The 20,596-nt window shown below is 51.9% G+C and carries 16 protein-coding genes and 1 pseudogene; 8 read left to right on the forward strand and 9 right to left on the reverse strand.

What is annotated here, in order from left to right; genetic code table 11:
* Nucleotides 1–3: 3 nt before the first annotated feature.
* From KO492_RS04115 to KO492_RS04135, 5 genes are all read right to left on the reverse strand, one after another.
* Nucleotides 4–1,224, reverse strand: coding sequence for a hypothetical protein (locus tag KO492_RS04115; RefSeq protein WP_216043802.1), 1,221 nt, complete (start codon nt 1,222–1,224; stop codon nt 4–6).
* A gap of 414 nt (nt 1,225–1,638) precedes the next feature.
* Nucleotides 1,639–1,875 carry a hypothetical protein gene (locus KO492_RS04120; RefSeq protein WP_216043803.1) on the reverse strand — a complete coding sequence of 79 codons (237 nt, stop codon included), beginning with the start codon at nt 1,873–1,875 and terminating at the stop codon, nt 1,639–1,641.
* A 95-nt stretch (nt 1,876–1,970) separates the two neighbouring features.
* The gene (locus KO492_RS04125; RefSeq protein WP_216043804.1) at nt 1,971–2,615 is read right to left on the reverse strand and encodes a YjbF family lipoprotein; all 645 of its coding nucleotides are present in this window, start codon (nt 2,613–2,615) and stop codon (nt 1,971–1,973) included.
* Nucleotides 2,612–4,852 (reverse strand): YjbH domain-containing protein, encoded by a 2,241-nt coding sequence (locus tag KO492_RS04130; RefSeq protein WP_252735284.1) that lies wholly within the window; start codon nt 4,850–4,852, stop codon nt 2,612–2,614. The genes KO492_RS04125 and KO492_RS04130 overlap by 4 nt, the downstream gene beginning before the upstream one ends.
* Nucleotides 4,853–5,075: 223 nt before the next feature.
* Nucleotides 5,076–6,221, reverse strand: a complete 1,146-nt coding sequence (locus KO492_RS04135; RefSeq protein ID WP_216043805.1) for a glycosyltransferase family 4 protein — start codon at nt 6,219–6,221, stop codon at nt 5,076–5,078.
* A 419-nt stretch (nt 6,222–6,640) separates the two neighbouring features.
* On the opposite strand from KO492_RS04135, the pseudogene KO492_RS18625 reads away from it, so the two are divergent.
* Nucleotides 6,641–6,769, forward strand: a pseudogene (locus KO492_RS18625) (IS3 family transposase); the annotation flags it as partial.
* Nucleotides 6,770–7,786: 1,017 nt separating this feature from the next.
* On the opposite strand, the gene KO492_RS04140 reads toward KO492_RS18625, so the two are convergent.
* On the reverse strand, nt 7,787–8,068 hold the full coding sequence (locus KO492_RS04140; protein ID WP_216043806.1) for a hypothetical protein: 282 nt from the start codon (nt 8,066–8,068) through the stop codon (nt 7,787–7,789).
* A 49-nt stretch (nt 8,069–8,117) separates the two neighbouring features.
* Complete coding sequence (locus tag KO492_RS04145) at nt 8,118–8,435, reverse strand: WGR domain-containing protein (protein ID WP_216043807.1); 318 nt, start codon at nt 8,433–8,435, stop codon at nt 8,118–8,120.
* A gap of 450 nt (nt 8,436–8,885) precedes the next feature.
* Here KO492_RS04145 and KO492_RS04150 point away from each other — a divergent pair, with 450 nt between their 5' ends.
* Nucleotides 8,886–9,455 carry a hypothetical protein gene (locus tag KO492_RS04150; protein WP_216043808.1) on the forward strand — a complete coding sequence of 190 codons (570 nt, stop codon included), beginning with the start codon at nt 8,886–8,888 and terminating at the stop codon, nt 9,453–9,455.
* A gap of 82 nt (nt 9,456–9,537) precedes the next feature.
* Nucleotides 9,538–10,773: a porin family protein gene (locus tag KO492_RS04155; RefSeq protein ID WP_216043809.1), complete on the forward strand. Its 1,236-nt coding sequence runs from the start codon at nt 9,538–9,540 to the stop codon at nt 10,771–10,773.
* Between the two features lie 19 nt (nt 10,774–10,792).
* Here the strand turns inward: KO492_RS04155 and KO492_RS18855 are convergent, their stop codons facing one another.
* Complete coding sequence (locus tag KO492_RS18855) at nt 10,793–12,358, reverse strand: alpha/beta fold hydrolase (protein WP_216043810.1); 1,566 nt, start codon at nt 12,356–12,358, stop codon at nt 10,793–10,795.
* 262 nt (nt 12,359–12,620) lie between these two features.
* On the opposite strand from KO492_RS18855, the gene KO492_RS04165 reads away from it, so the two are divergent.
* Together KO492_RS04165 and KO492_RS04170 are read left to right on the forward strand one after the other, a co-directional pair.
* Entirely contained in the window at nt 12,621–13,205 is a 585-nt protein-coding gene (locus tag KO492_RS04165; RefSeq protein WP_216043811.1) for a helix-turn-helix transcriptional regulator, read from the forward strand.
* 580 nt (nt 13,206–13,785) lie between these two features.
* A complete protein-coding gene (locus tag KO492_RS04170; RefSeq protein ID WP_216043812.1) occupies nt 13,786–15,039 on the forward strand; it encodes a sensor histidine kinase in 1,254 nt (417 codons plus the stop codon).
* Between the two features lie 663 nt (nt 15,040–15,702).
* Here the strand turns inward: KO492_RS04170 and KO492_RS04175 are convergent.
* A complete protein-coding gene (locus KO492_RS04175) occupies nt 15,703–16,731 on the reverse strand; it encodes a helix-turn-helix transcriptional regulator (protein ID WP_216043813.1) in 1,029 nt (342 codons plus the stop codon).
* A 102-nt stretch (nt 16,732–16,833) separates the two neighbouring features.
* On the opposite strand from KO492_RS04175, the gene cysD reads away from it, so the two are divergent.
* The 3 genes from cysD to KO492_RS04190 all read left to right on the forward strand — a co-directional run bounded on the left by cysD (nt 16,834) and on the right by KO492_RS04190 (nt 20,394).
* Nucleotides 16,834–17,739 carry a sulfate adenylyltransferase subunit CysD gene (gene cysD / locus KO492_RS04180; RefSeq protein WP_216043814.1) on the forward strand — a complete coding sequence of 302 codons (906 nt, stop codon included), beginning with the start codon at nt 16,834–16,836 and terminating at the stop codon, nt 17,737–17,739.
* A 60-nt stretch (nt 17,740–17,799) separates the two neighbouring features.
* On the forward strand, nt 17,800–19,707 hold the full coding sequence (gene cysN, locus KO492_RS04185) for a sulfate adenylyltransferase subunit CysN (RefSeq protein ID WP_216043815.1): 1,908 nt from the start codon (nt 17,800–17,802) through the stop codon (nt 19,705–19,707).
* A gap of 372 nt (nt 19,708–20,079) precedes the next feature.
* Nucleotides 20,080–20,394, forward strand: coding sequence for a hypothetical protein (locus KO492_RS04190; protein WP_216043816.1), 315 nt, complete (start codon nt 20,080–20,082; stop codon nt 20,392–20,394).
* The last annotated feature ends 202 nt before the right edge of the window (nt 20,395–20,596 follow it).

Below are 20,596 nucleotides of genomic sequence, written 5' to 3' on the forward strand. Positions count from 1 at the left end.
GATTTAACGACGATCCCTGATGCTGTAAAAAATCAACAGCCCGACAGACCAAACTAACATGACAAAAAGTCCAATAACGAGCAACTGCATCATCCGTTGCGGATAAAGGCTTTTCTCTGCAATAGTCGGTTGCACATGGGCTACCAAATAACGCGCCTTGCGTTTGGCTTCTGCAATCGCAGAGCTATAGGCCAGTTGCGCAGAGCGATAGGCTTCCTCGCTAAATTGCAAGTCTGAGGACAGACCTTCATAGCGGGCAAAAAGCGTAGCGTAACTCTCCCCTCCCGGCCCCATGCCTCCGCGTCCGAACTTCTGCTGTTCAATTGCAATTTGAGCCTGAAGCGCCGAAATCTTTCGGTTGAGCTCGTTGAGGCGCGGATCATTTGCTTGTGCGGTTCGGCTCAGGAGGTCCTTTTGCACCTCATTTTCAGACAATTGAACCTGAAGTTCGGTGAGAAGACTCATTTGAGCCTGAAGTGAAGCGTTAGGATCAATAATTTGTGCTTCCAGGCGAAAATTGGTCATTGCCTCACGGGCTTGCGTTAACCTCTCCTCTGCAGCACGAAGCTCCTCACGGCTAAAGCGAGTAGCATCTGCATGCGCTTCATCAGAAAGTCGATTGATCAGTTCACGACTTGCTTCGTAAACAATACGAGTTATCTCGTAAGAAGTTTCCGGATCGAAACTGCGTACGGTTAGCGTTACGATGCCATTTTCCGAGCGTGTCGTAACATTATTGTTCCAATATTCCAGCAAATCCTCAAATTCACCCTTTGGGTTAAATGCATAAATAAAATCCATAGGCCAAGCAGTGGAGAATTTCGCACGAAGATCGATCTTCTCATTCACGATTTGGACTAAATCGCTGCTGGCAATATACTGTGTTACAATATCGACATCGCTTGAACTGCTCCCTGTAATAGACGAGAGGCCACCAAGCAAATCTGTTGCCGATTGTAAGCTTTCCGTACGCACCGAAAATGACATGCTGGAGAGATACTGATCTTTAGCAAAACCCCACAGATAAACACCAGAAAGGAAAATCGGCACAACCACCGCAAGAACAAACGAATGTATGATTCTGAAATGCCGCAGCTTCATTTGAGCTGGGCCAGCGATATCTATGTTTGGCTGCTCATTGTGCGCAATAGGCTTATCGTTTTTACTCATACGGGCCTTCAACTGTCCTACAATGCAGATATTTCTAATTTTCTTCTTATCCACTCACTCATCCATATGAAACTGGATTTATGGAAAGCCTGTTAGACAGCACTTGATAAGAGAGTGTTTCGGGGTCTTCATTATTGGTAAGAAGTGTGCATTAGACAACCAATCAAAACCCCTGGCGGGCGAATTATCCAAGATATCCAGTGCGCCCCTGATATGCACTATGCATCCGAAGAGAAGTCAGTCATCTGATAACAAAGTAGGAAGCGGCTTGCGGGTGATGCTGTCCCAGCATGGAACACAACCAATATTTAAGTGTCTCAACTCGGCTCCTGACCAATGAAGACTTGGGATCTCGATATAAAAAAACCTTCATGCATCGGCACAATAGGTGATGCATGAAGGTTGTTGTATATCGATAGCGTGTTAGTGCTATGAATAATTGGAGCTCTACAATCAGAGGTCAAATTATTAGTCGGTGCTTCCAGTCGTACTGGAATCAGAATCGGAACCCGAAGCGATAAGGGCGACGAGCAAAACCGCAGCGCCGACACCTGCATAAGGCGCAACAGAGCCCAAGGAGACGGGCTGAGCGCCTTCAATAACAACAGGCTCTTGTTCCTGAATAGGAAGTTCGTAGCCACCAGCAAGAGCGCCGGAAGCAGCCATTGAGCCCGCGAGAGCCGCAGTGATGAGAAGATGTTTCATGATATCTCTCCAGTTACCTTTTAATGGAGTTTTTAAACTCATTTTATACATTCACAGGATACATATGAGCCGCAAACCTTGCAACAAAGCTTTATTCAATTGACCGTCTCCAGAACAACATAGCCGATCTGGGGGCTGATCCATTGGCGCGAATGCAACACTTTACCTGTTTTGGTGACTTCGTAGGCATTAACAAAGTCATGTTTCGCGCTGTGGCAATGTTCCTTTATTTTGGTCGAATCTCGTGAATAGTCACAAGTATAGCGCGTCGCCACCACCTGGTTTTCTCCATCCAGATGCCGAAATTTTCGATCCCGTGAACTTGGCGTCTCTCCCCATTTAAACGAAGGCGGCGTTTCCGCTGATAAAAGATCAAACCCAAAACCTCGCGTTGCGATCAATGCGCCGTTTCTGGTGCTAACGCTTGTCTGACCGTCCTGTGTCATCCAAGTGGTGGCTGAACCATTGATAGCTACGGGAAGAAAGCCAGCTGCGGTGCCCTTATCAACAGTTTCCACAAGTAAAACAGATCCGCCAAATTGATCGACGACTTCAGGTGTCAAGATCGCGCGTAGCTGCCCCATTGTCATTGCATCTTGTGACGCCCCTCCACCCAAAATCCGCGACGCATATTGACTCACCGTCAGAGCCAGAGACGATTTCTCTTGAGTGCCACACGCACAAAGAGTGAGGCCAAGTAAAAGGCTGAGGCCTGTACGGTTCATCATATGGATGATCATCTCCAGAACTTCCCCCAACTTTCAACAAGTTCGACTTTGTGGTCCTTACGAACACTTTCATAAAGGCGGCCTGCTACGTTTAGACGTGCACCACCATCTCGCGCGAGAGATCTCAGAGTAATAGTTGATGGTTGCCTGTTGGGGGAGCCAAATAGTACTTCAAACGGAACGGTGAACAGTAGCCCTTTGTCAAATGATCCCTCGCCAAAGTCATCGAAGGGAACATCTGTTAAAGTCGCGTACGCTCCTACCTTAAACCCATTCTTGAACTCGCGTTCGACAGTTAAGGTCGCACCAGTATCTCCAGCCAGATATCGACCAACATCAAGTTGAGTCAGAAAGCCGTTTTCGAAATCGTAATAGGCAGAAAGGTGGCCGGTCGCGACTTCGTAATCTTGCAACCCAAACAACTGATCATAATCGCGTTGTTTTACATAATTAACCTCAGCACCCAAAGCGAGGCGGCTGTCGACCGGCTTCCACAAAAGTTCCCCGGAAATGCCTGCGAACATCGTTTCAAGATACCCGAATGTAACGCGGCTATAGAATTGCGGCGCAGGACGACCGAAATGGGCAATCGTCAAATTCGCAATACTTGGATCACCTTCAGACGCATAAAGGCCCGCATCCGTACGTACATGTTCCAATACGGAATTTGATTCCCGCATATCTTCAATATTGCCAACTAGGCGCTTACGAACGGCCCCGGACACCACAATATTTGGTGCCAACCAATAATCTGCAGAAAGCTCTAATCCTAGATCAGCTCTAACCGGTTGGTCCGGATCAAAATAAGACAGCGACAAATAGGGGGCTAGGCCCCAAGAGAACCGAGGTCTTTGTTCTGCAGGGTTGTCCCATGTCAAGCTTTTGCGCGGGGCTTCTTCAATCCGAGCCCGCGCAAGGATTTCTTCTGTGCCTCCAGGAGACAATTCCAGATCCTCAACATCCGAACGCTGTAAAGTCACCATGGAACGCGGCTGACCATTGTCTGTTGCAACGATCTGGAATGTTTCGATTGATGCTGGAAGCGTATGTGTCAGAATACGCGCAGCACGGCCAATCGCTTCGGCCGATGCCCCATACTTATCGTTTCTAAGGTAAAGCGTGGCACTGTGCGCATCCAGATGTAGCTCCTCCATCTCAAGGCCTAGACCCTGCAAAGCGGCGTGAGTTTTTCGTGTGCTGTCTTGTGAACGCACACTATCCTCAAGCCACCCTAAATCAGCATAAGAGATAGCAGGCCGAACTGCGACAGGAGGTGGTGCGGCTTCAATTCCACCGTAAACTGGCGGATCTTTCGGGTTAAACAGAAGTGTGACCGATGCCCCAATCTCTTCACCATGCAAAAAGTAGCCCTGCACTGACAGATCTTTTGCGAGTTGGTAATCAACGCCAAAGTTCAACGGGCTGCTCCAGTCGTTTGCCCCAGAACTGGTTTCACTATCAAAATCATCAGAGGAATACTCAGCTTTTAAAAGAATTTTGTCTGTGGCACGCCAAGCTACCCCACCAAAAAATGCAGCATCCCCAGTAAACCATCGGCCAGGATCAGGCTCGCCCCCTTTGCCTTCAAAGCCCTCAGCGCGAATATCAAAATGGTCATCTAGCGCTGAGAGCGGGTTGCTAAACGCGCCATAAGACGCCAGCCGCCCCCACCCCAGCCCCCCTGTCAGAGCGAATGAAGGAGTAAGATGTTTCGTTGCCACAAGATATTCGCCCGAGTATACGCTGGTGCCTATGAAGTCCTGAAGCCCGATAGCGATAGACGGCCGCCAGTTGCCTTCCTCGGCTAATTGATATTTCAAATCAAAGGACCGATCATAAAGCGCACCACCTCCTACGTAATAGGGATCAATCTTTGAATAGCGAAAGCTACCGGAAAGACGTGGAGTAACTTGAAAGGTTAAATTTGTTCGTGTCGTCCCGCCGAAACGCACAACAGAGGCAGCCAAGTCCCCTTCACGAGCAACCTCTGCCGTCGGCATATCAATAAGACCAGGCACTCCGAACAGATTATAGCTCAGTGTTTTGCTCCTCTCGAATGTCATCGGAGGATACTCGTCGGCAATGGCGGGAGCGGAGGCAATGAAACACGCCAATGTTATTACGGAGCTGTTTTGAAGGGAGCGCTTAGCAATATTTTTTATGGAAAAAACCATCCTAGACTGAACGTCTCTAATCACTTTGTAAACCCCACCACCGCTGTCCATCCACTTAAGCACATTGCCGATCATGACTATGCGTTGCAACACGTGTTTTGCGCTCTATTTCCTAGAATAATACTCATATGTGCTTATCTTGGTCTACACTTACTGTTTGCTGAGCATCAGCTACATATTTGTAGGCCTTAAGGATACGAGAAGAAATTTGAGGGAGCGTTCCCCTTATATCATCGGGCGTATCCTGATTGAGATGTTAACGCCCTCATGCGCGGACTAAACTTCATAAAACCTTACCTTACGAATGTCTGTGGCGCCGCAGAAAATGACCCCGCGAAATTTTCTTTACAAGCTTTGTGAAAATGTTACTGCGCAAATTTCGTGCGAGACGAACCCCCATAAAATAAGTGACTACAAAGAGTAGAGAAAAGAAGGCCAGTGCGCTTCCAGCTACCAAAGGGTTATCCCAATACAGGACCCCTATTGCAGGGGGAGCGAGAAACATGGGCAACAAGATCAAGGTCGAAAGTGGATTTGAGATATGGCGCGCACCGCGGCCTAACATCCCTATTTCAAGAGACCTCATTACCAATTGATGAAAGTGCAACCTGTCGGGCTGATCTGTTGGTTTGCCGGCACGGCGGCGGCGGACGATTGCAAGTATCGTATCGGCAACAGGCCAAAAGAAGATCAAGAGAAGAGCCCAAGGCGTAAATTCAGGGATGCGGTTTAGCATGATTATCCCAAGCCAAACCAAGAGATACCCGATCCCATAGGCCCCTGCATCGCCCATAAAAATGCTTCCATGCGGAAAATTGAAAACTAGGAACCCCAACAGGGCACCCACCACAATCAAACTAAAAGTAAGAATATCTGTTTGATCAGTCCAAAAAGAAATTAACATCAAAGAAGCTGCAACCGAAATAGAGATCATGCTCGCAAGGCCATTGACGCCGTCCACAAGGTTGAATGCGTTACAAACTCCAGTCGTCGCGATTACGGTCAGGAAAATCGCAAAAGGAGAAAATAAAAATAGAGCATCTAAGCCTGGAATGTCTGACCGTGGAATCCAGACGCCCATAAGATATACACCGATTAGCGAGGATATGACCGCAGCAATCAAACGTATTTTGGGGGATATGTTGAATCCCAAATCTTCCCCAATGCCTGCAATGAACATAGGTGTTAAGGGAACAAAAAGACGCCAAATATTAGGGGCGTCCTCCATCAAATTTAAAAAGCTCAGAAACATGATGCCCGTTAGGATCGCGACCCCTCCCAATCGCGGAGTCGGTCTGGAATGTGCAGCTTGAATAGCAGCCGTGTCTCCCCGTTTGTCGACAAACTTTAGATGGAATTTTTTGATGAACAAAATTCCGATGCAAACTACAAAGGAAGCAGCCCAAGCTTCAAACATAATTCCTGAACAAACATATTCAGACATTTTTAATACACCTAACCCTCACCAGAGAAATAATAAGGGTTACACTCCATCTTCACAATCCTCTCACGTGCGTGTGACAACCGTGATGTCGAGGTGATGGAATTATGCATCTGCATGATGTGCGAAGTGCATCGATATAATTGGGCCAATTTTTCGCTCAATGAAGTGCCGTGTAAATTTAATCTGTTTAATATTATATAATTACAGAATTTCAAAGAAAGTTTAGATGACTTGAACTAGCCCAGCTTTTCACAACACTAATTTTATATTGGCTATTTTAACTCGTTCAAACATCAGCCAAAATCCGCTGGTTCTCCATGTGACCCGTCCGCTTCGAAGGGTGAGCTAGCCTCCATTTCGACCGAATACCTTGGGCTGACCAAGGATAGCCTTAAGCTCGTTCTTGTGTCTGAGATGAAATTATTACCGATAGGGGGCGTCGTCGGCGCTGGTCCGCGGTGGAAAATCCATGGATAGTGAACGAGACTCTTTATGATGGAGAGAGAATTTCAGCCTTTGTCCGTTGCAATGGCGTGGCCCCCAATTTGCCGTAACCAGGCTCAGGCACGCGTCGTGATCGCCACATGGGCTACCGATTGCAACACCGAGCGGCCCGCACTTGACTTTAGATTACGTGACCCAGGCAGACTACGCACAGACACTGAACACCTTAATCGTCCGCTCCGCTACGCGAAATAAAAGTTCAGTGGTAGGTCATTTGTTCTAAAACTACTGTTCTTCATCATTTCCACGTCTACTCATTCGCGTTGAATGCAACTTAGTGCTCCGTTCAGTTTCGCCTGATCTCTTCATGCCGAGCATGTAGATCAGGATAGCGAACATGAAAAACGTTACCGTTCCAACACAAGGGAAAAGCCAAAGGACAGCCCATGTCGATAGTCCCAAAACAATTCCGACAGCTGTTATGACTACAGCTACCAAAGTTGAAAGAAAAAGTAATCCGACGAACATTCTTTATCCTTTCGAATGCGCCGCAACCACCCCCCAATACTTGCTAGCCTACTCCCAGTTAATCCGATTTATCCGATGATCATGACCTAAGTCTACAGATTTGATTTTAGTAGTTGATAACGTTCGGTACGGGAAATCACGCTGCGCACGCGCATCCCTCAAATTGTCTTGATGTCTTCAGCTTCAAACCTGTCAATCCCGCGATATGCCGGATGTTTGAAGTGGTCCGGCAAAACTGAACAACGTACTAAGATGTATCAACATAGTCTTCCCCAAGACCAAAATAAAACTCGTCGGCACCCAAATAGGCCTAGGAGAGCACTCAAGGGCCCTCATATCGCCTCTGCGGACGCCCCTTGCGTCTAAGGGTTGGAGCGCCGTGAGTATTTAAGCCGATTGGCGGTCGGTGAGAGCCTTTGCGATCGTTTCACTTTGCATGTTGCGAGAGCAAATTATCCTCTTAATCCGCCCGGCTTCTTGGAGGCGGGTCATGGGGAGAGTTCTCAGGGGGCGAAAGACACTAAAATTTAGCGACAATCCGCCGCTCCTTCCGCCTTCGGGCAGGCGGTTGCGTAACGCGTTACGGTATTAAATCACATGTTCTGCAACTCGTCTTCCACGTCCTTGAGCATAGCGACGAGCGCCTGTTTAGTACCTTCAAATCCAGAAATATCTGCCTGCGAAATGGCTACGAGCAAATGATCTCGAAATTCGACCAGTCCGTTCTGCTCAGACAAAAGTGAGGCGAGGGAGTAAAGTGTTGCCTGATCCGCTGCGCCTGATCCTGGCCGCAAACCGTCGTCCATAGAGCGCGGGGGCGAGGATGCCAACTTAAGAGATGGCGCAGGCTGGCGTGAGGGGGTGCGATAAGTCATAGGAGGAGCTTAGCATCTGCAAGAAGGCACGCAACTAAATGGAAAGAAGCTAGGATTGGCTGGCGGGTTGAGCGCGAGCGCTCGCGGGCGGTGTTGTTTGGCGGCAGGCAAGCCTATACCCGCGTCGCTGCTTTTCAGTGGCGAGTTTGACCATGGCCTTGATTGCCGCGGCTTTTTCTTCATGGGTGTCGATGCGAATTTGTCCGCGAGATCCGATGCGGCCCCATTCCCGCAAAAAACTGATATTGCCGAACAAGTCAGTTTGCAGCGACATGCGATAGAAGCGGTGCATGTTCTGTGTGTCGTCAGTCTTTTTCATCTCGATTAGTGCAACGGCATCTTCTGATTTCTCGAGTGCTTCGAGCATACGGCAGACCCCTTTTCTGCATCTATATTAACAGAAAGTGCATAATGTTTCTATAATGTTCCCAGATAGAAAGCCTAGGCGAAATTCTAGGTGCTATTGAGTTCGATGCGGATCGTGCGCTTTACCCGGCTTCAGTCATTCCGTAAGAGTGAAGCGGCCCTGGACACAGTGCCTAAACTGCTTCTGTCAGGATGCTTCTTGTAAACCTACCAAGAGGCTTTTCAAGGCTTCAAACCAGTCCATGCGCACTTGCCCTCTCTCCCCGACGCGGGCCTATTCCCAGAGAGCCGAGAATTGATGTTTGGCAAGAGCATACCGCTGCAGTCGGCCAGAATCGGATGTAAACCTACAAGTTCCTATAGGTTGTTCTACGGCCAAAACAATGGAGAGTTTTCATGATCTCGAAGGATCGGTTTTCAGATCATGACACAATCACTAGGAGAACTCTTCATGCGACTTTTCACTATGGCGGCTCTTGCTGCCGCAACTCTTCCATTGGCGGCTTGTCTCGGGGGCGGAGGGGACAATGACGTCGATCTTCCGGAGAATTTTGAAGAGCTCACGGATCTGTACGATGCTGCAGAAGCGGGCGAACTCGAAGAAGCCTCCGAAGAGATGATGAGCGGGACAGCCACGCTTGCGGGTGCAATTGCCTTTGAAGATCTTGGAGAGGAAGGGGGAGAGGTATTCGAAGCGATCGGCGAATTGGCTCTGACAGCTGATTTCGACGAGAATACAATAACAGGGACCGCGGATAACTTTGCGCTCTATGTCTCGGATACGGACGAACTTGAGGGTACTTTGTCGGGTGAACTGACCGTCGACGGCGATATCACCGGCACGACTATGGAGGCCAGTCTTCAGGGTGATCTGGTCGAAGGAGGCGACAGTAATGTCGTCGACATGACCATGGAGGGCACCTTCTATGATGCCAATGGAGATCTCGCCGTTACCGGTGAGGTGTATGGATATATCGATGATGAAGAGGCTGATGGCGGCTTCGCTGCGATCGAAGAATGACCTGTTCGTAACGAGTGAATGGTTTCAGCGTGCTGCGAGGAAACTCGCGGCACGTTCTGCATGACATGGCAACGGGGTAATCATGGGGCGTTTTTTTTCCTTACGGCAGATATGCGCCCTGATATTGGTGCTCATAAATCTCGGCCTCGGCGCGCAGGCAGAAAGCGCCATCACGGCCCGTGAAGCCTATGCCAAACTCATGCAACTTGGGCAGGTGGCGCTGGCCAAAGATGCACCGGAAAAAGCCATTGTCTATTTCTCTAAAGCCCGCAGGATCGCCCCGCGAGATCCGCGTGCGCAATTATCTCTGGCCGAAGCCTTTGCCCGGGGCGGACAGGTCCGCAGGGGCGAAGCCTTTCTTCGCTATTTGCTCAGGCAACCAGACCAAGCTCAAAACGAAGTCTATTATCTGGCGGCACTTGCGAAGTTACAGAGCCGCTACCCGTTCGTGGCCTCGGCCTCTTTCGCGGCCTTACCAAGCACGAACATCCGAAACACCTCGTCACAGACCGTATTCGACACGCTTTTGGGACGGTTCGAGATCGACGATGGTGGGGATGAAACCTCCGGCATAGGTGTCGATGTTGGCGTGAAAGGCCTGTACCGGCAGTCTTTGGCGGACGGGTTTTCACTTGAGTTCGGCACGTCGCTCCATCGTATTTGGTACGGTGAGCCGGAACTGCGCTATTGGCGTGGGCGGCTCACGGCGGACCTTATTTGGCTGAAGGCAGCGCAAGACCTGAGGGTGGGTCTACACGCCGATCGTATCTATTACACAGATGTTGAAGGGGATAGCTCGGACCGCATTGCCTCAGGCATACATGGGCACTGGTCCCGCGCTTTGCCTCAAGATACCCGCCTCAGCCTCAATGGGCTGGCGGAATATCGTGACTATCTGGACAAAGGCTCGCTCTCTGGCCCTTACGCCTCTCTCGGTCTGGGATGGAGCAAGAGGTTTAACAACAGCGCTCTGTTCTTCTTGGGCGGTTCGATTGAGCGGTCCAAGCCCTCGCTGGATTATCACCGCTATTGGGGCACCACCATGCGCGCCGGATATGACACGAACATCACCGACACCTTACGCGGCGGCGTCAACCTGAGCGCGACCTTGCGGCACTATGACAGTGATTTCTCCGCAGTAGATTACGCACGTCAGGACGAAGTCTACCGGATTGGGGTCTCTCTTTCCGACAAGCGCATCAAGATTATGGGCGGAACGCCGAAACTGTCATGCGGCTATAGAATCCAGAACTCGAACATTGCGCTCTACGAGGCGACATCGACGGATTGCCGGATCGGATGGTCCTACCAGTTTTGAAATGTCTGCGGGGTCCGTATCACGATGACAGTTCAGGAGAACCATCCATCGCCGTCATCTGTGACAGCAGCGAACCAAAATGCTGCGACAACACCAGATGTCCGGCATTCTCAATCGTATGGAAGTGCGCCTCCGGTAAATGCTCTGCAATCGCCCGAATGTCGCCAATGGGGCTGATGGGATCCTCTTCTCCATGGAAGAACATCATCTCACAGGATATCATTTTAAGGTCTGACAGCCAGTCACGTTGCAGGTTTTTAAGCTCGTCAATAGACGCAAACGTGGCGTGGTTCGCGATCAGGCGCAGCCATTCGGTCAGATGCGGTTTTTGGAACAAACTATCGAGACAGGCCGAATCCGGCGGAGATTTACGATACATATGTGCCAGCCCCTTTTGGGCCAGAGCTGGAACACGGCTGAACGCGTTGTAAATCTGCGTTAGCCCCGTGATGATCCGCTCGTCCCGACGCAAGCGTTGCGACATCTCGACGAAGAGTGTGGAACTGTCCGAGGTTTCGACCGGCTGAACCGCTTGCGGTGTGGCGGCCAGAACGAGGCGGGAGACCAGATCCGGATTCTGCTTGGCAAAATGCACCGCCCACGGCACGCCCGCGCTTTCTGCAACACAGATTAGGGGCGCATCGAACAGATACTCCACGGTCTCTGCCAGCGCATGTGTCAGCCGGTGCAGGCGCGCCTGAATATCTCCACGCCCGTCCAGTTCGAGGAAATGCCGAGGCACGATCACCCAACGAAGATCATGCGCCTTGAGCAGTTCAACCATCTCGTCGTGAAACACGATCGGGGCCAGCATGCTATGAAAATACAAAACCGGCTGCCCGCGCCGTGCTCCGAACTCCCAGACAGGGATATCCGGACCGTCACCGATCGAGATATTATGGGCGATCACATCCCTGCCGAACTGGCGCTTGATTAAGGCCGTCTCGCGGCTTTGGTTCTGCTGCGGCAGGATTTCATCGAGAACCGCCCCCGTGATTTCGAGGGATAATGTTCTAAGTAGCGCCGTTTGCGTTTTGGCGCCGAGTTTATCCAGGATGATCTGAATTTGCTTGCGCTTGGTGTCATAAGAAGCGCCTAGAATCTCGGCTGCGGTTTTGAGGTCGAGGCCCGTCAGCAAATGCGCAAGCAAGAGATACTCGGATGGAGCAAACCGTGTGTCTCCCCCCTGCATGGCCAAGGTGGCGATCCGTTCAGGGTCAAGCCGCACAGCCACCAGCGCCACATGATCCGGAGCATCAGCCCAGCGTTCCATCCGGTCATAGAGGAAGTATAGCCTGTCCTCTTCAACCACAAAGGCGCAGCCGCTTGCGGATTGCTCTGGCATCCGGATGACGGATGGGAAATCACTCTCTCTCTCGGAAGCCACATTGTGGATTTGCCGCTTGCCTTGCCGGTCAAAGAGATTGGCGGGAAGCCTGCACCCCGAGAAGATCCGGTAAAAGAACCGCGCGCTGAGGGCCTCGTCCTGCGGCTGCAGTAAGAGCGCTTCTTCAGGCGGCAGTGCCAGAGCGTCCTTTTTCAGAACACTCGTCACAACTTGAATGAATTGAGAGGAAGAGGGCACCGAACGATTGCTCCGCCATAGTGAATGCGTGGCTGTTTGCTTCTCGAACGCACCACACATGGTCTTCGCCTCCGAGACAGGTTCACGATCCTCTGAAACCTCGTCAAAATCAACTGTTGAGGCTGCCAATCCTAAATTTGACACGGCTTTGCGCATTTTTGCACCCCGCCCCCCTTTGGGGGGGCGAAGGATAAATACGCGACTTCTATCGTTGTCCATGGAAGGGCCAAAAGCCTGAGAACTTCAGCCAATGGAGTTGCAAATGAAGGACGCGACAGCCGGTTTTCAAGCCGAGGGCTACACGGCTCATACGGAGGGAGCGGATCTTGCCTATTTCGATCTCGATGCCGAAGCGCGGATCCTCTCACGCAATGCTGTGGCCCAACAGTTTCTGAACGCGAACCCGCACTACGTCACATATATCACATATAATGGTGCGGAGGTTTTCACTGTCACCCCGATACAGCCGTTCCTACAGGCCCTCAAGTCCGCCTGTGACAGGTTTGATCCCGTTTCGACCGTGCTCTCGCCGATCAACAATACCGAAGACCCACTCCTGCAGATTAACGTTTTACCACTTTGCGCCGGTGTGGCCCGCATAGTTCTGTTTTGGTCGTCCCCGGAGATAGGCGCCGAAGAGGTTACATATCCGAAATTAACAGCCCGTGAACGCGCCGTGCTGGAACTGGCCGCCTCCGGCCTCCGCCGCGACCGCATTGCGCATCGACTGAACATATCCCTGCCGACCGTCGATATGCACAGCCGCAACCTGCGCCGGAAACTATCTGTTATGACAACAGTCGAAGCCGTTGCCGTGGCGATAAGAATGAGACTTCTTGAAGCATAAATTTGTCTCTGAGGACTTTCCGTCAACAAACCGGCTTTGGCCGTATTTCCCCTTGGACGTGCCCAGTCTGTGCCAGATGCACTCGAAAATGCTCTATTTTTAAGTCTTTGAACTTATTCCCTGTGTTGTGACGATGACTGCGGTGCCCAGCTTAGAAGCCTGCATAAAAAAAGCGCATAGACTTGTTTTTGTAGTCGTCACAATAAATTGGAAGAAGCTGCCTGCCTATGATGCATTCATGTGGCGCATAATCTTTCAACGTATTATAAATTAAGGCAAAAGTTAGGCGCACACAAATACTTTATCATGTATTGACCCATGAGAAAGCCTATGAAAACATGCCCGCGTCGGGGGCGCTTCAGCCAGCAAAAGTTAAAAGAAGTTCAACTTGCGGGCGGAAGATCCCTTGCGGGATACGCCTTATGATTGAATCATGTTCAGGACTTTTCTAGATGGAAGTTTTTTTGGCCTGCACCTGTTTTGAATGAGGGTTTCATAGATGCACGTATCAGATATAGGTGACGAGGTCTCGTCTACCAATTCCACATCGTGTCCCATTCCAGCTAATGAAGCTGAAAGAGTGGCGTATCTGCGCAGCCTTGGGCTGGATTTGTCACACCCTTACGATGAAATCCAAGGACTGTGCGAGGTGGCTGCAAGTGTGGCCAATGTTCCAATCGCGATTGTCACCTTGATCACTGAGGACGAACAAATCTTTCTGGCGAATGTGGGGCTGGGGGATTTGAAAGGCACGCCTCGAGAGGCTTCATTTTGTGCGCATGCAATTGTGAACAGCTCACAGACTGAAATACCCGATACGCATTGTGATGTCCGGTTTTCTTCGAACCCGTTTGTTGTAGAAGATCCGAAAGTCCGGTCTTACTTGGGCGCAGTTTTGGAACCAGAAGCTGAAATCCGTCTCGGAACGGTATGCGTTATAGACACGGTTCCCAGAACTCATTCCGAGCAGACCAAAGAGGCTCTGTCCAAAATCGGAGCGGCGATTACGGCTATTCTTGTGTCACACCGGCAAAATCTGGATTTGGTTGATCATTCCCAAAAGCTTGATGCCCAAAACGCAGAAATGAATGGCCTAAATGCCTCTTTGCGGCACAAAACGGAGAAGCTCATCGCCGCAGAACAAGCAAGAAATACCTTTCTCTCTACAATCAGCCATGAACTACGGACGCCACTTACTTCGATTAAAGGGGCGCTTGGATTGCTGAAGTTCGGCGGGCTCGATTTCCCACCCGAGCGGTTCGATCAACTTATCACTATTGCCAACCAAAATAGCGATAAGCTTCTGTCACTGGTCAATGATATTCTGGAGATACAAAAAGGAACTTTCGAGACTAATCGAGCCTCATTTGTGCCGGTGGATCTATTCGGGTTGGTTGAGGAGGCTGTCAGCAGCTATCAAAGCTATGCTGCAGATAAGGGTGTCAGTTTAACGTTCACAGCGTCGACACACCACGCCTGCGTTGTGCAAGGAGACAGTAAACAACTCGACCGCGTCATGGCCAACCTGCTGTCGAATGCGTTCAAGTTTTCCGATCCTGGCGGGCAGGTCGAAGTCGATCTGAACTATGTAGAAGGCGAACCGCAAATCTCTGTGACAGACCACGGCGTCGGCATTCCGGAGGGAGCAGAGGATATGGTGTTTGGCTTGTTCACACAGGTCGATAATTCCGACACTCGCCCGGCGGGTGGAACCGGACTTGGCATGCATATTTGTCGCCAGATATTAACACAACATAACGCGACGATAAGTTACAAAAGTACTCTGGGAGAGGGCACGACTTTCATCGTGAAATTTAAAACAAGCACGACGTGAAAGGTCCGTGATTGTCGAGTAAATTGTCTGAAAAATGATCGAAATGAGGCCAGTTTGCCGCCATAAGACCATTCCATAGAGCTTGCCGTCCAAGTCACTAAAGAGAGAAAGCCTAGTCAGATGGCCGAGCATTCTTTAACTTTTTGATATGGAATTGTTCACACACAGGAACTGCTTGGCGCTTTATAAAGAATGTTCCCGTCTGCCGCATCTCGTGCAAACCCGTTCAGGCATGCGATGACTATCCCGCCACTTATGCAGTCCAAAAAAACACAATACACGAAACATGCACACACTCCCCAAAACCCAGAAATGCACGTCATGATGAGGCCCACCAAACCACATCTCATAATGAGGCCTCACCAAACCGCACCGAAAAAAACGAATGCATACGTTGATGCCCGTTGCAATGAATTATAAATCGGATACAATCATAGATTGTATTTGGCGTTAAAATTTTCGACGATGTGTATGTTTATAAGCTAAATGCATCAATTCTGACATGCATACCATTAATGTTCCGTGATATCTCACTGTCCACGGCCCAGAGCTTATAACGTCAAAAACCGATGCCCTATTCGTCTCATCGGCTGCTTATGATACTGTCGATGAACACATGGGTGCAGTGTCTATGTATGACGACTCTGCTTTCAGGTACAATCATCAACACATCCAAACCACACTCTGATACATTGCTCGCACAACAGCAGGCTGGCTGTTAACTCCCATGCGAGCAAACAGCCGCTTAGAGGTGGTACGCGTACTTTCAGCGGTCCAGCCTAGCTTCTCGGCCGCCTCCAACAGGCTCAGGCCATCGCACAGAGCTACCGCCAGTCGCGCCTCGCTGCGGTTCAGGTTGAATGCAGCCATGACCTGTGACAGCGGGAGGGCGCGGGCACTCATCTCATGACGAATACGGCCCAAAAGTTCACCGTTTTCGACAGAGAGCATCATCTGCACCGGCGGCGCGCTGGAGAGCCACAGAACATGGGTGCCAGTCGAGTCGCGTGCCAATTCACTAAGTGCCTCCCGCAAAGCGCGTGCGTTTTCCTCAGACAACAAAAACCGCCCCTCGGCGCTCAGGCGGATGCCGGCCACGGCTTCAAGTCTCTCAGCCAATCCCTCTGCCATATCCGTGACCAGTCCCGAGGGTGAAAACAGGACCCAACCAGAGCCAAAACCGGCGCAAATCCGGTGTTCCAGCGCGGCGCGCCAGCGTTCACGCGCACGCTTTTGCCAGCCCTGCACCGCGGGCCCGAGATAGGGCAAAAGATTGGACATATGCTGACCGTCGATCGCGCGGAAATCCTCGCTTCGGCGTCTGAGCGTGATCACGCCCCACGCGTCCGGTCCGAACCGCCAGCGCAGGGCACGTAACGGGCAGGTCTCGCTCGCGGAACTCAGTCCCGCAGGCAGATCGGAGCGGGAATAGACTCGGCTTGTGCGCATCTGGCCACTCTCGGCCATGTTTAGCCCATCCCTGTCCTCCCCCACCTGCCAGAACTGAAGAGGCCGCCCATTTTCGACCAGTTGCATTTGCACCGTGTCAGCATGGGTCATTTCCAAGAGCACCGACAGGAAATCCTCCCACGTCGCAACCTCATCTGCAGGCGCGGCCACGGAGCGAGGGGATAAAGCCCCCCCCATGGCCGCGGCAAACAGGGCCGTCAGAAGTTCGGTTTCACTCGGCATATCCGCTCCATAGGACAGATGCTCCCATATGGGAGGTTATTCGACCGCTAGATAAGATTAAATGAGCGGAATGTTCAATTCAGAAGAGTCAGAGAACGCCTGATGGCCAGCAAAACCCTTACCCATCTCCAGCATCTGGAAGCCGAAAGCATCCACATCATGCGCGAGGTTGTCGCGGAAGCGGAAAATCCCGTCATGCTCTACAGCGTCGGCAAAGACAGCGCCGTTATGCTTCATCTGGCGAAAAAGGCCTTCTATCCGGCCCCGCCGCCCTTCCCACTCCTGCATGTGGACACGACCTGGAAGTTTCAGGACATGTACAAGCTGCGCGACAAGGCGGCCAAAGAAGCGGGCATGGAACTGCTGGTCTACCAGAACCCCGAAGCGGTGGAACGCGGCATCAACCCGTTCGATCACGGCTCGCTGCACACGGATATGTGGAAGACCGAAGGTCTGAAACAGGCCCTAGACAAATACGGGTTTGACGCCGCTTTCGGTGGTGCGCGCCGTGACGAGGAAAAGGCCCGCGCCAAAGAGCGTGTGTTCTCCTTCCGCTCCGCCAATCACCGTTGGGACCCGAAAAACCAGCGCCCCGAGCTGTGGCATCTCTACAATGCGCGCAAGTCCAAGGGTGAGAGCATGCGGGTCTTCCCGATCTCCAACTGGACCGAGCTGGACATCTGGCAATATATCCATCTCGAAGGCATCGAGATCGTTCCGCTCTATTTCTCCGCGCCGCGCCCGACCGTCGAGCGCGACGGGTTGATCCTGATGGTCGACGATGATCGCTTCCCGCTGAACGACGGCGAAGAGCCGGTGATGCGCTCTGTGCGGTTCCGGACACTGGGATGCTATCCGCTGACCGGTGCGGTGGAGAGCGAGGCAAAAACCTTGCCCGAAGTCATTCAGGAAATGCTCCTGACCACCACCTCCGAGCGTCAGGGCCGTGCGATTGACCACGACCAAACGGCATCGATGGAGAAGAAAAAGCAGGAAGGCTATTTCTGAGGACGCCTCGCGCGTCCCGATCGCCTCCTATCGCCCCTTTCAGTTCAGGTACCTATTCCCATGACGACCCCGGATCCTATCTACAAAACCGACGCGCTGATCGCCGAGAATATCGACGCATATCTCGAAACCCATCAGCACAAGACCATGCTGCGCTTTATCACCTGTGGCTCCGTCGATGACGGCAAATCCACACTGATCGGGCGGCTGCTCTACGATTCAAAGATGATCTTTGAAGATCAACTCGCCGCTCTTGAGGCCGACAGCAAACGCTCCGGCACGCAAGGCGAAGAGATCGACTTTGCCCTTCTGGTCGACGGTCTGGCCGCCGAGCGCGAGCAAGGCATCACCATTGACGTAGCCTACCGTTTCTTTGCCACTGAAAAGCGCAAGTTCATCGTCGCCGACACGCCCGGCCACGAACAATACACCCGCAACATGGTGACAGGCGCCTCGACCGCCGATTTGGCCGTGATCCTGATTGATGCCCGTAAAGGCATCCTGACCCAGACCCGCCGCCACAGCTATATCGTCAAGCTGCTGGGCATTCGCCATGTCGTTCTGGCCGTCAACAAGATGGACCTTGTCGACTACAATCAGGCCGAATTCGACAAGATCGTCGCCGATTATCGCGAGTTTGCCGACAGCATTGGGATCGAAGAGTTCACCGCAATCCCGATTTCCGGCTTCAAGGGCGACAACATCACCGGCCCGAGTGACAACACCCCTTGGTATGAGGGCACCGCGCTCTTGCCGTTGCTCGAAACCGTTGAGGTCGAAGATGCTCTGGAACAGTCCGAGCCCTTCCGTATGCCCGTCCAGTGGGTCAACCGCCCGAACCTCGATTTCCGAGGTTTCTCCGGCCTCATCGCGTCAGGCACAATCAAGCCGGGTGACGAAGTGCGGGTTCTGCCATCGGGCAAAACCTCCAAGATTGCGCGTATTGTGACCTTTGATGGTGATCAGGATCTGGCCGTGGCCGGTGAATCCGTCACGCTCACGCTCACCGACGAGATCGACTGTTCGCGCGGACAGGTCATTGTCGCGGCCCAATCGCCGCTGGAAGTGGCCGACCAGTTCGAAAGCACGTTGGTCTGGATGGACGAGCACGCTTTGCTGCCCGGCCGTGCATATTGGATGAAAATAGGCACCCAGACCGTGTCGGCCACCGTTCATGAGCCGAAATACGAGGTGAACGTCAACACGCAGGAACATCTGGCCTCGAAAACGCTAGACCTGAATGCCATCGGTGTGGCGAATATCACCACCGACCGTGAAATCCCCTTCGCCTCTTATGAAGACTCTCGCGATCTCGGCGGTTTCATCCTGATCGACAAGATCACCAACCAAACCGTGGCCGCAGGGATGGTCCACTTCGCCCTGCGTCGGGCACAGAACATTCACTGGCAGGCCACAGACATCAGCCGCGAGCACCACGCTTCGATGAAGCATCAGAAGCCGGCCGTGCTCTGGCTCACAGGTCTGTCCGGTTCGGGCAAATCGACCATCGCCAATATCGTCGAGAAAAAGCTCGCGCGGATGAACCGCCACACCTTCCTGCTGGACGGGGACAACGTGCGCCATGGCCTGAACAAGGATCTGGGGTTCACTGAAGCCGACCGTGTGGAAAACATCCGCCGCGTAGGCGAAGTGGCGCGCCTGATGACCGATGCCGGCCTGATCGTGATCACCGCGTTCATCTCGCCCTTCCGCTCGGAACGCAACATGGTGCGCTCCATGATGCAGCCAGGCGAGTTCCTCGAAGTCTTCGTGGATACACCGCTGGAAGTGGCCGAAAGCCGCGATGTGAAAGGGCTCTATGCGAAAGCGCGCTCGGGTGAGTTGAAAAATTTCACCGGCATCGACAGCCCGTATGAATATCCCGAGGCTCCGGATCTGCGGATCGACACGACTAAAATGACACCGGAAGAAGCCGCCGACGCGATCATCGACCAGTTGATCCCGTAAGATGATGAATAGGCCCTGCCCGATACGTTTCGGGCGGGGCCCCTTTTGCAGCTATGATCTACGTCTGAAATTTCTTTCGGCAGCCTATGAAGCCTGCTTCTTGGCGATCTGGTGCGAAGATCACTGGATAAGTGACAAACACACCACCACACGCGTCTTCTTGGCCAAACTTTTTCAGCAACATTACAAACCATATGAAACCTGATCGCAGAAGGAGAGCCTTCCCGGTTCAGGTTGCAATTCTGTGGCCTCTGGAAAACAAAATGGATTTTTTTGCACTCTGCATCAAATCTGCGAATTTCCTGCAATTTCACTGCGCATAGAGAGTGCATACCGGCTGCATCGCAACTGAATGCACACCGAGAGACGCAAATGACCGCGCAAACACTCCCCCTCTCCGCCACATTGGCCCTCGTCTACAGCTTTGCGACCAACGCCGCGCCCCTGCCCGAAGACAGTGACACCGGCCCGTTTTGTGCAATCGCCATTGATGAAGTGGACCGCCATCAACATCAGGGTGCAGAAAAGGTTGATATTGCTTCGGAATTTGATGACACGGCTGAACAACCCGCTTTCACTACAGCGGACATCATAGAAGCCCTGATCGCATCCGACCTAGAACGCCCCAATTTCTACACGACGACGAATACAGTCGACATCGGCGAAGCCAGCGTGGTCTCTCCCTAGGTTCGCAGGTCATTAGACTTAATAAAATCAAACAGGAATACGACAGGCCGCGGGACCATCCCCCCCCATCGCGCTTGGTTTGTCGTAAGCGGCGGGCTTGATCTGTCCCATGATCGCCCGCCGCAATTATATCCTCAACGGACTTCTGAAGTGCCAATTACGGTCCGATACTGAAGCCCGTTGAGCAAGGTTCGTCCCTCTT

Origin of the sequence: Celeribacter halophilus, from assembly GCF_018860305.1 — a bacterium.
Taxonomy (GTDB): domain Bacteria; phylum Pseudomonadota; class Alphaproteobacteria; order Rhodobacterales; family Rhodobacteraceae; genus Celeribacter; species Celeribacter halophilus_A.

What these genes read in the sequence shown, in the direction of transcription:
- KO492_RS04120 (WP_216043803.1), bottom strand. Translation starts at nt 1,875, where the DNA reads ATGAAACATCTTCTCATCACTGCGGCTCTCGCGGGCTCAATGGCTGCT.
- KO492_RS04125 (WP_216043804.1), bottom strand. Translation starts at nt 2,615, where the DNA reads ATGATCATCCATATGATGAACCGTACAGGCCTCAGCCTTTTACTTGGC.
- KO492_RS04130 (WP_252735284.1), bottom strand. Translation starts at nt 4,852, where the DNA reads ATGATCGGCAATGTGCTTAAGTGGATGGACAGCGGTGGTGGGGTTTAC.
- KO492_RS04135 (WP_216043805.1), bottom strand. Translation starts at nt 6,221, where the DNA reads ATGTCTGAATATGTTTGTTCAGGAATTATGTTTGAAGCTTGGGCTGCT.
- KO492_RS04140 (WP_216043806.1), bottom strand. Translation starts at nt 8,068, where the DNA reads ATGACTTATCGCACCCCCTCACGCCAGCCTGCGCCATCTCTTAAGTTG.
- KO492_RS04145 (WP_216043807.1), bottom strand. Translation starts at nt 8,435, where the DNA reads ATGCTCGAAGCACTCGAGAAATCAGAAGATGCCGTTGCACTAATCGAG.
- KO492_RS04150 (WP_216043808.1), top strand. Translation starts at nt 8,886, where the DNA reads ATGCGACTTTTCACTATGGCGGCTCTTGCTGCCGCAACTCTTCCATTG.
- KO492_RS04155 (WP_216043809.1), top strand. Translation starts at nt 9,538, where the DNA reads ATGGGGCGTTTTTTTTCCTTACGGCAGATATGCGCCCTGATATTGGTG.
- KO492_RS04165 (WP_216043811.1), top strand. Translation starts at nt 12,621, where the DNA reads ATGAAGGACGCGACAGCCGGTTTTCAAGCCGAGGGCTACACGGCTCAT.
- KO492_RS04175 (WP_216043813.1), bottom strand. Translation starts at nt 16,731, where the DNA reads ATGCCGAGTGAAACCGAACTTCTGACGGCCCTGTTTGCCGCGGCCATG.
- cysD (WP_216043814.1), top strand. Translation starts at nt 16,834, where the DNA reads ATGGCCAGCAAAACCCTTACCCATCTCCAGCATCTGGAAGCCGAAAGC.
- cysN (WP_216043815.1), top strand. Translation starts at nt 17,800, where the DNA reads ATGACGACCCCGGATCCTATCTACAAAACCGACGCGCTGATCGCCGAG.
- KO492_RS04190 (WP_216043816.1), top strand. Translation starts at nt 20,080, where the DNA reads ATGACCGCGCAAACACTCCCCCTCTCCGCCACATTGGCCCTCGTCTAC.